General features: G+C 65.0%; 10 protein-coding genes. All 10 read right to left on the reverse strand.

All coding sequences use genetic code 11. From position 1 onward, the window contains the following. Positions 1-130: 130 nt before the first annotated feature. The 10 genes from fliP to flgB are packed head-to-tail and all read right to left on the reverse strand — an operon-like array spanning position 131 to position 6,382. A complete protein-coding gene (gene fliP, locus EOA33_RS20095; protein WP_126058482.1) occupies positions 131-862 on the reverse strand; it encodes a flagellar type III secretion system pore protein FliP in 732 nt (243 codons plus the stop codon). After that, on the reverse strand, positions 859-1,353 hold the full coding sequence (locus tag EOA33_RS20100; protein ID WP_127406380.1) for a flagellar basal body-associated FliL family protein: 495 nt from the start codon (positions 1,351-1,353) through the stop codon (positions 859-861). The genes fliP and EOA33_RS20100 overlap by 4 nt, the downstream gene beginning before the upstream one ends. Before the next feature lie 26 nt (positions 1,354-1,379). Beyond that, complete coding sequence (flgH, locus tag EOA33_RS20105) at positions 1,380-2,084, reverse strand: flagellar basal body L-ring protein FlgH (RefSeq protein ID WP_127406381.1); 705 nt, start codon at positions 2,082-2,084, stop codon at positions 1,380-1,382. Then, entirely contained in the window at positions 2,081-2,659 is a 579-nt protein-coding gene (locus EOA33_RS20110; protein ID WP_127406382.1) for a MotE family protein, read from the reverse strand. Before EOA33_RS20110 ends, flgH begins: the two co-directional genes overlap by 4 nt. Before the next feature lie 3 nt (positions 2,660-2,662). Next, entirely contained in the window at positions 2,663-3,904 is a 1,242-nt protein-coding gene (locus EOA33_RS20115; protein WP_127406383.1) for a flagellar basal body P-ring protein FlgI, read from the reverse strand. Further along, entirely contained in the window at positions 3,901-4,446 is a 546-nt protein-coding gene (gene flgA, locus EOA33_RS20120; RefSeq protein WP_127406384.1) for a flagellar basal body P-ring formation chaperone FlgA, read from the reverse strand. Before flgA ends, EOA33_RS20115 begins: the two co-directional genes overlap by 4 nt. Before the next feature lie 6 nt (positions 4,447-4,452). Continuing rightward, positions 4,453-5,241 (reverse strand): flagellar basal-body rod protein FlgG, encoded by a 789-nt coding sequence (gene flgG, locus EOA33_RS20125; protein WP_127406385.1) that lies wholly within the window; start codon positions 5,239-5,241, stop codon positions 4,453-4,455. Positions 5,242-5,250: 9 nt separating this feature from the next. Continuing rightward, the gene (locus EOA33_RS20130; protein WP_127406386.1) at positions 5,251-5,583 is read right to left on the reverse strand and encodes a flagellar hook-basal body complex protein FliE; all 333 of its coding nucleotides are present in this window, start codon (positions 5,581-5,583) and stop codon (positions 5,251-5,253) included. Continuing rightward, entirely contained in the window at positions 5,580-5,999 is a 420-nt protein-coding gene (gene flgC, locus EOA33_RS20135) for a flagellar basal body rod protein FlgC (protein WP_126058490.1), read from the reverse strand. The genes EOA33_RS20130 and flgC overlap by 4 nt, the downstream gene beginning before the upstream one ends. 2 nt (positions 6,000-6,001) lie before the next feature. Beyond that, entirely contained in the window at positions 6,002-6,382 is a 381-nt protein-coding gene (gene flgB, locus EOA33_RS20140) for a flagellar basal body rod protein FlgB (protein WP_127406387.1), read from the reverse strand. Positions 6,383-6,485: the final 103 nt, after the last annotated feature.

The raw sequence follows: 6,485 nt of genomic DNA on the forward strand, positions 1-6,485 counted from the left end.
CTGGGGGGACTATGCTGGCAAGTCCCTACCAAAGGCCTAAACGCGACGGTTAACCGAAAATATATTGCAGGAAATCTGGGCGCGGCGGCGCGGCGCCAGTCAGGCAAGGCTGGCGATCAATATCGACAAGTCAGGTGAAGGATCGCACCAGGCTGCCGACAAGCAGGTTCCAGCCGTCGATCAGCACGAAGAACAGGATCTTGAACGGCAGCGACACCACGGTCGGCGGCAGCATCATCATGCCCATCGCCATGGTGATGGTGGCGACAATCAGATCGATGACCAGGAACGGCAGCACGATCAGGAAGCCGATCTCGAAACCGCGCCGGATTTCGGAGATCATGAAGGCGGGCACCAGGATGCGCAGGTCGACGGTGTCGCGCGAGACGGTCTGGCCGCGTTCGCGGGCAAGGTCGGCGAAGAGGTCGAAATCCTTGTCGCGCACATTGTGCAGCATGAAGGTGCGGAACGGGTCCGAGATCTTCTCGAACGCTTCCGCCTGCGTGATCTGGTTGTCCATCAGCGGCTTGACGCCGGTGTTCCAGGCCTGATCGAAAGTCGGCGCCATGACGTAGAAAGTCATGAACAGCGACAGCGAGATCAGGATCAGGTTGGCCGGCGTCGACTGCAGGCCGATGCCGGCGCGCAGGATCGAGAAGGCGATGACGAAGCGGGTGAAGCTCGTCACCATGATCAAAAGCCCCGGCGCCACCGACAGCACGGTGAGCAGGCCGAACATCTGGATCAGGTAGCCGACGGTCGTGCCGTCGGCCTTGCCGATGGCACCGAGATCCAGCTGCTGGGCCGCGGCGACGGAGGTGGCAAGGACCAGGAGCGTGGCGGCGAGAAGGTATTTTCTCATTCGAGCAGCAATGTCCTGATCAGAATCTGTTTGGCATGGCCGCCGCTGCGGATGGCGGCACGCTCCTCGAGATCGGCCTTCAGATGCTGGTAACCGCTGGCGCCTTCGATCTGATGCATCTTCAGCGTGCGCACCAGCGCCAACAGATCCTGGTGGATCTGCTCGGTCATCTCCGGCGGCTGCGGCGCGTCGTAAAACACCGACGCCTCCAGCCTTATCCAGACCTCTGCGGGAGACGCCAGATTGGTGGTGATCGGTGCAAGCTGGACAAGCGTCGGTCCGACGGCTTCCTTGCCGGACTCGGCCGGCCTCTCGGTATTGCCTTCGTTTTCCGGAGCCACCGGCACCGAGGCCGGAGCATCGGTGCCCTTCAGATAGCCGCCGGACAGCCAGCCCATGCCGATCGCGGCGGCCGTCACCGCCACGAGCATGGCCAATTGGATGACCAGGGAAGGTCCCTTCTTCTGCCCGACTTGCTCGACATTGGCCATGGCGTAATTTCCCGAGCCTGCCCGTTTTAGAAGGGAAGAACCTGATCGAGGACCTGCTGGCCATAGGCCGGCTGCTGGATCTCACTGACTCGGCCGCGGCCGCCATAGGAGATGCGCGCTTCGGCGATGCGTTCGTAGGAGATGGTGTTCTCCGCGCCGATATCGGACGGACGCACCATGCCGGCAATGGTGAGCACCCTGAGCTCGTAGTTGACGCGTACCTCCTGCGAACCCCTGATCATCAGGTTGCCATTGGGCAAGACCTCAGTGACGACGGCGGCGACGTTGAGCTCCAGGGTCTCCGAGCGCTTGATTTCGCCGTCGGCGTTGGTTTCGGTGCTGGAGCTCAGGCCGGCGTCGCCCTTACCGCTCGTGCTGTTGCCCTCCCATCCCAGAGTGACATCATAGCCGAGCTTGCGCGCGGCGGTGCGGCTCCTGTCGTTCTGGTTCTTGAAGTTGGCCTTGTCGTTTAGCTTGATGTTGACGGTGAGGATATCGCCTTCGCGCAGCGCCCTTGGGTCGGTGAACAAGCGGCTCTGGCGATCGTCCCACAGCGAGAATTTCTTGACTGGCGCCGCCGGTGGCTCGGGATAGCTGTAAGGCGCGGCCGCGCCATTGCCGATGCCGGAGCCGACCGGCGACAGCGCCGGTTCCCTGCCGACCTCCTTGAGATCGGTACCGCAGCCGGACAAGGCCGCGACTCCGACGAGGATGAGCATTTTGCGGATCATGACGGATCTGTCCTTCGCGCCGCGCTGGCCATGATGCCGGTAAGCGCGGCGGCCGCCTTCTGGTCCATTTCGTTGAGGATGACGCCGGCCTTGCGCGAATCCAGCTTCATCAGGATGGCGGCGGCCAGTTCGACATTGACCATCGCCAGGCGTTCGGCCGCGGCGTCCGGCTTCATGCCGGCATAGATCTTGACAACGCTGTCCTCGGCGCGCGCGAGGAACACCTCGCGGCGCTTCAGCCATTGCTCGTATTCGGCCCGCTTGTCCTCCAGCGCTTTCATGCGCTGGTCGATGCCGGCCTGGAGCTCCTTCAGCTCCTGCGCCTGCAGGGCGTAGCGGCGATCGCGGGCGGCGTCGGCGATGTTGGAGCAGAAGCGCTGTATCTCGCTTTCGTCCGGCGCCTTCTCCAGGGTCATCTGCTGGGTTGCAGCCGGCGCCTGCCCGCCGGGCAGCACCTGGCGCACGGCCTCTTCGGCGCGGGCTGCGCCGGCAGAAAGAAGCATGACGGCGAGGGCCGGGGCAATCAACGCCGGCCTGGCGTTGCGGTTCGGTTGGCGGGGAGCGATCATCGGCATGGCCTATTGGAGGACCAGATCGGCTTGCAGGGCGCCGGCCGATTTGATGCCTTGCAGGATGGCAATGATGCCGTCCGGCTTGACGCCAAGACGGTTGAGGCCAGAAACCAGCGTTTCGAGGTTCGGCCCGTCGAGCACTGCGACCCGCGCGTCGGGCCGCGTGGCCTCGATGGCGGTGAAGGGCTCTACAGCGGTCACGCCCTTGGAAAAGGGCTCGGGCTGGACGACTTTCGGCGCCTCGGTGATGCGCACCGTGAGCGTGCCGTGGCTGATGGCCACGCGCGAGATCTTGACGTTGTTGCCGATGACGATGGTGCCGGTGCGCTCGTCGATGACGACGCGGGCCGGCGTGTCCGATTCCACGACCAGATTCTCGATCTCGGCATAAAAGCGTGCCGCCGAGACGTTCTTCGGCCGCCTGATCTGGACGGTGCGGGCATCGCGCTCGGCCGCGACGCGCATGCCGAAACGCTGCGCGGTGTAATCGTTGATAGCGTCGGCGATGCGAATGGCGGTCGAAAAGTCGGGGTTGCGCAATTGCAGCGTCAGCACGCCCTGATCGTCGAACTCGGCTGGCACCGAGCGTTCGACGATGGCGCCGTTGGGGACGCGGCCCGCGGTCGGCACACCTTGCGTCAATTGCTCGGCCTGGCCCTGGGCGGTGAAACCGCCCACGATCACCGAGCCTTGGCCGACGGCATAGATTTCGCCATCGGCCGCCTTCAGTGGCGTCATCACCAGCGTGCCACCGGCAAGCGAGGCGGCGTCGCCCATCGAGGAAACGTCGATGTCGATGCGGGCTCCCGACTGCACGAAGGGCGGCATGTTGGCAGTGACGATGACGGCGGCGACGTTCTTGGCGCGCGCGCTGCCGCCTTCGGTGGCGATGCCGAGATTCTCCAGCATGGCGCGGATCGACTGCTCGGTGAAGGGCGAATTGCGCAGGCTGTCGCCGGTTCCCGCCAGGCCGATAACCAGGCCGTAGCCGACGAGTTGGTTGTCGCGCGCGCTCTGCAGTTGGGCGATGTCCTTGATGCGCGCCGCGACCTGGCCCGGCGGCAGCGTGCTTGGCCCGGTCGAAACGCGGAACATCCGCGTGGTGGTGGCCGGGTCATATTCCGGATCATTGAAGGCGCCGCCATTCTTCGCGGCAAGCTCGCGCTTGGCCTTCGGTGCGAGCCCGTCGGCCAACGCCGGCTGCAGGCCAAGGGCAGCCGCCAGAAGAAAGGCAAGTCCGCGCATCATGAAGCGCCGACCATGATGGTGCCGTCGCCCATCACCGTGCCGGATATGATCTTGCCGCTGTCGATGTTGCGGACCTTGACCAGGTCGCCGGCGGCGCCCGGCTGCAGGGTAACGCCGGAAGCCGAAATGGTCAGGGCGCCGGCGGTGAAATAGATCTGCACCGCAGCGCCCTGTTCGACGAGCCAAGCGTCGCGGATGGCGGCGGTCGGAATGTAGCGGCCCGGCAGCAGCGTGCGCTTGGCGACCTTGCCATGGAGTTCCTGCGCGAGGGTGGCGACGGCCTCCGGCTTGTGCTTGCCGGGAACGAGCGTCACCTGCTTCAGGGCGGCAAGGTCGATCGTCTCGCCGGGATAGATGACCCGGTTGGGGATCAGCACGACATCGCCGGCGGCCTGACCGGTATTGCGGGCCGCGAGCTGACTGGCGTTCTGGTTGCCGGCCTGATTGTCGCCGGCTTCCTGGGCAAACGCCGGCACGCCGCCGGCCACCAGCGCGAGAGCCAGCGCGGCGCGGCGGAGGGAGCGGTGGGCCGGCGCAAGCATGATCTGTTACCTGATGTTCTTGGACACGACCGAGGCCATGTCGTCGGCGGCCTGGATGACCTTCGAATTCATCTCATAGGCGCGCTGCGCCGAGATCAGTTCGGTGATCTCCTTGACCGGATCGACGTTGGACGATTCCAGGTAGCCCTGTTCGATCGTGGCGAAGCCGGGGTCGCCGGGCACGCCGACATTGGCCGGGCCGGAAGCCGCCGTCTCCTGGAACAGATTGTCGCCGAGCGGCGCCAGCCCGGCCTCGTTGGAGAAGTTGGCGAGCTGCAGCTGGCCGAGAAGCTGGAGATCGGTCTGGCCGTCGATGCGGGCGAAGACCTGGCCCGTCTTGTTGACGATGACCTCGACCGCGTCGGTTGGCACGGTGATGGCGGGGACGACGTTGGCGCCGTCGACCGTCACCAGCTGTCCGGTGGCGTTGGTGTTGAAGGCGCCGGCGCGGCTGTAGAGCGTGCCGCCGTCGGCACCCTCGATCTGGAACCAGCCCCGGCCGGTCAGCGCGAGGTCGAAGCTGTTGCCGGTGCTTGTCAGCTCGCCCTGGGTATGGACGTTGCGCACCGCCGTCGTTTTGACGCCGAGGCCGATCGAGACACCTTCCGGCACCAGCGACGTGTTGGAGCGATTGGGCACGCCCTGCGTGCGGTCGACCTGATAGAGCAGGTCGGAGAATTCGGCGCGAGCGCGCTTGTAGCCGGTGGTGTTGATGTTGGCGATGTTGTTGGCGATGACTTCCAGGTTGGTCTGCTGGGCGTTCATGCCGGTGGCGGCGATGGCAAGTGCTTTCATGACGCGGTCCTAGATACTCATGCGGCTGATTTCGAGGTAGGCGGAGACAACCTTGTCGCGGATGGCGATGGTCGTCTGCAGAGCCTGCTGGGCACTCATCACCGCGTCGACCACCTGGCGAGTGTCGGCGTCGCCGCGCAGCGCCTGGATCGACACCTGCTCGGCATTCTGCAAGGTGTTGACGGTTTTCGACGCTGCCTGGCTCAGCGCCTGGGCGAAGGATGTGCCGACCGTCTCGGTCGCTGTCGTCGGCGCGACGATGCCCTGGAGGGCGTCGGTCGCCACACCGGCGCCTTCGGTTGCCGGTTTGAGCGCGCCAATGCTGCCGATGCCGCTGATCATTGCTGGTTCCTCATCAGGTCGATGGTCATGGAAATCAGATCGCGCGCCTGCTTGACGACCTGGAGATTGGCCTCATAGGAGCGATTGGCCTCGGTCATGTCGGCCATTTCGATCAGCACGTTGACGTTGGGCATCTTGACGTAGCCCTTTTCGTCGGCGGCTTCGTTGCCGGGCTGGAACTCGATCGGAAAATCGGATGGATCGCGCTCTACCGAGCTGACCTCGACAAGCTGGCCGCCGGTGGCGCGGTCGAGCTCGGATGCAAAGGAGATCGTCTTGCGGCGATAGGGATCGGCGCCCGGCGTGGTGCCGGTCGACTGCGCGTTGGCGAGGTTTTCCGACACCACGCGCAGGCGCTCCGACTGGGCACCAAGGCCGGATGCTGCGACTTTGAGGGCTGCGGTAAGCGCGTCCATGGTCAGCTCTTCACAGCCATCATCATCATCGAGTGGAAGGCCTTGACGATCGCGGTGTTGAGTTCGAAGGAGCGGCGGACCTCACCGGCCTTCATCAGTTCGTCTTCCAGCGCCACCGTGTTCTTCGACGGCATGATCGAGCCGGTGGCTTCCTCCGGCTTGACGGTGAAGCCGGCATTCGTCGCCTGGGTGCCGAGATGCCCGGCCTGGGTGGCCTGCAGCGATACCGCCGTACGGTCGAGGACCTTCTCGAACGGCTCGACATCGCCCGCCGTGTAGCCCGGCGTGTTGGCGTTGGCGATGTTGGAGGCAATTGCGGACTGGCGCACGGCCAGCCACTGCGATTGCTTGGTGGCGAGATCGAAAAGGTTGACGGGCTCCATGGGAATCTCCGGGCGGGGTTCCCAAAGATTAGGCCGCCAGTCTTGCGCGGACCTTGCGCGGGGCCGGGCATGGCGCAGCGCCGTGCTACTGGCCCGCGCAAGG

Source organism: Mesorhizobium sp. M4A.F.Ca.ET.050.02.1.1 (genome assembly GCF_003997725.1).
Taxonomy (GTDB): Bacteria; Pseudomonadota; Alphaproteobacteria; order Rhizobiales; family Rhizobiaceae; genus Mesorhizobium.